Here is a 2,783-nt window from a genome sequence, read left to right on the forward strand (position 1 = left end):
GCACACGCGGGTGAGCCAAACCCACCCTCCCCCCCCCGGAAGATCCGTACTCACGGAAGCGACGGTCGTACGTCGATGAGCCCCCGCGCCGGAACCGCCGGCCCCCACACTCTCGCCTTCGTCGAGAGCCCGGTACAGCTCCTGAACGTGCTGGAGTGGGCGCACGCCCACGCCCTCGGCACGCGACAGGCCCCCGGCGCGGGGCCGGCCTCCGAGCCGGGGGCGCCCTCCGGCCTCGCCGCCTCCTACGGCGTGCGACCGTCGCCCGGGGCGTCCGGCACGGGGCTCACCCTGGTCGTCCTGTCGCCCAACGACCCCATGACCCGGGGCCAGTTGCGCCGCATGGCGGAGCTGGCGCGGGACGAGGGCCACGAGGTGCGCTGGGAGGAGGCCCGCGGCGGCACGGCGGCCCCCTTCCGCACCGTCGGCGGGCTCGCCCCGCTGCTGCGCGCCGCGCGCCGCGTCGTCCTGGGCGACCCCTTCTCCCGCTACGTCCAGCTCCTCCTGACGATCACCAAGGCACCGGACGTCGTCGTGGTCGACGACGGCACCGCCACCATGGAGTTCGTCTCCCAGCTGGCCCGCGGCGAACGCCTCGTCCGCTGGCACCGCAAGGGCGGCCGTCCCGGCCCCCGTGACCTGGTCTTCGCCCCGGTCTCCGCGAAGGCCCGCAGACGGCTGACCCCGACCGCCGGCCGGCGCGTCGAGGTCTTCTCCTCCATGCCGATCGACGAGACCCCCGACGGCGTCACCGTCACCGCCAACGACTTCGCCTGGACCCGGGCCCGCTTCGGCCCGCCCCGCATCACCAAGGGCGCGGACCTCGTCGGCACGTCCCTGGTGGAGACCGGCGTGGTGGACGGCGACCGCTACCTCGAAGCCGTCCGTTCCCTCGCCAAGGCCCACGGCGCGACCCGCTACTTCGCCCACCGCCGCGAGAGCGCCGACAAGCTCCACGCCCTCGCGGCCGAGACGGGCCTGGAGATCGTCCGCCCCGACCTCCCCCTCGAACTGATCGCCCGCCGCGGCCCCATCGGCCGCACCATCCTCAGCTTCCCGTCGACCGTGGTCCACACCCTGCCGCTGGCACTGGCGGGCACGGACGTACGCGTCGCCGTCTGCGACATCGACCCCAGCTGGCTGACCGAGACCGCCTCCCCCCGCGCCCAGGGCTTCCTCTCCGGAGTCACGGGCACGGCGAGGGACGTGCACCGCCTGTCGTCGGTGGCGCCGATCTAGGGCCTGTCGCTGATCCGGGCCCGCGGCGAGCCGTCGCCGCACCGCGCGGTCCCGGCGCATCCGGAGCGCGGGCTTCCCCGGTTATCGTGCCGCGTGGACGGGGCGCGGGCGAAGTGCCGCCCCCATGGGGGGAGTGGGGAAGCAGTGACGACACACGGCGAACGCGCCCGGCTGACACCGACGGCGGACGGCCACAAGGTCACCCCCGCCGAACTCTTCTTCGACCTGGTCTTCGTCTACGCGATCACCCAGGTCACCGCCCTGATGGCGGACCACCCCACCGCCCTGCGCCTGCTGGGCGGCATGGTCGTCCTCGCCCTCCTGTGGTGGTGCTGGTGCTGCTTCGCCTGGCTCGGCAACGTCGTACGCGCCGACTCCGGCGGCCTGTTCGCGGTCCTGGTGGCGGTGATGGCCGTCGTCCTGATCGTCTCCATGACGGTCCCCGAGGTGTACCGCGACGCCCCGGGCGGCCTCCCCGCCCCCCTGCTCTTCGTGCTCTGCTACGGCGCGGTCCGTATCCTGCACCTGACGACGTACTGGCTCTCCGACCCGGACGACAAGGCCCTGCGCGCCACCCTGCGCCGTACGGCCCTGCTCTCAGTCCTGCCGCCGTTCGCCCTGTTGCTGCTGGGCGCGGCCTTCGAGGGCGTGCCGCGGATCCTGATCTGGCTGTCCGCCGTCGCGATCGACTACGCGGGCATCTTCGTCACGGGCAAGACGGGCTGGAGAGTGGCCTCCCCGGCGCACTTCTCCGAACGGCACGGCCTGATCGTCATCATCGCGCTCGGCGAGTCGATCGTCGCGATCGGCGTGGGCGTGACCGGGTACGACGTGACGGTCCCCGTGCTCGTCGCCGCGTCCCTCGGCCTCCTGGTCGCGGCCGCGCTGTGGCACCTGTACTTCCACGGGGTGAGCGAGCCCCCGGAACACCGCCTCGCCGAACTGACCGGCGACGCCCGCACGGTCCTGGCCCGCGACGTCTACACGTTCCTCCACCTGCCTCTGGTGGCGGGCGTGGTGATCACCGCCCTCGGCATGAAGAAGACGCTCCAGCAGGTCGCCGACACCGGCCACTACGGCCTGACCGAGCCGTTGCACGGCATGCCGGCGTGGGCCCTCGCGGGCGGGGCGGGCCTCTTCCTCCTCGGCTCGGCCGCGATCCTGCTCCGCACGACGGGCCGCCGCTCCCCGTCCCTCCTCATCGGCGGTACGGCCTGCCTGGCGGTGGGCCCGGCGGTGACCCTGATCCCGGCCCTGGCCGCCCTGGCGGCGCTGGCGGCCACCCTCACGGGCCTGCTCCTGCTCCACGGAAGGACGACGGGGGAGAGGGAGACGAGGCCGTAGGCGTCGAGGTCGTCGGGCCGGCCGGAGGGCCGGGTGCCGTGACCACCCACGGCTTCGCCGTCCACGCGGCGTTCCGGATCTACCTGTGAGCACGTACGTACGTGCCCTGCGCCGGACCGCCCCGGCCCGCCAGGGACCCCGCCATGGGCGACTATCGGACAAACCGGCCCCCACCCCGCCGTCCGCATCCCTCCACCTCC

General features: G+C 73.9%; 2 protein-coding genes. Both read left to right on the top strand.

Annotation, left to right across the window (positions count from 1 at the left end; translation table 11 throughout):
- Positions 1 to 75: 75 nt before the first annotated feature.
- A complete protein-coding gene (locus tag AOK23_RS43080; protein WP_055717807.1) occupies positions 76 to 1,239 on the top strand; it encodes a hypothetical protein in 1,164 nt (387 codons plus the stop codon).
- Positions 1,240 to 1,383: 144 nt separating this feature from the next.
- A complete protein-coding gene (locus tag AOK23_RS43085) occupies positions 1,384 to 2,583 on the top strand; it encodes a low temperature requirement protein A (protein ID WP_055717808.1) in 1,200 nt (399 codons plus the stop codon).
- Positions 2,584 to 2,783: the final 200 nt, after the last annotated feature.

This window comes from Streptomyces torulosus, assembly GCF_001419765.1.
GTDB classification, from domain to species: domain Bacteria; phylum Actinomycetota; class Actinomycetes; order Streptomycetales; family Streptomycetaceae; genus Streptomyces; species Streptomyces torulosus.

Coding starts and splice junctions, on each gene's coding strand:
- AOK23_RS43080 (WP_055717807.1), top strand. CDS start 76: ATGAGCCCCCGCGCCGGAACCGCCGGCCCCCACACTCTCGCCTTCGTC.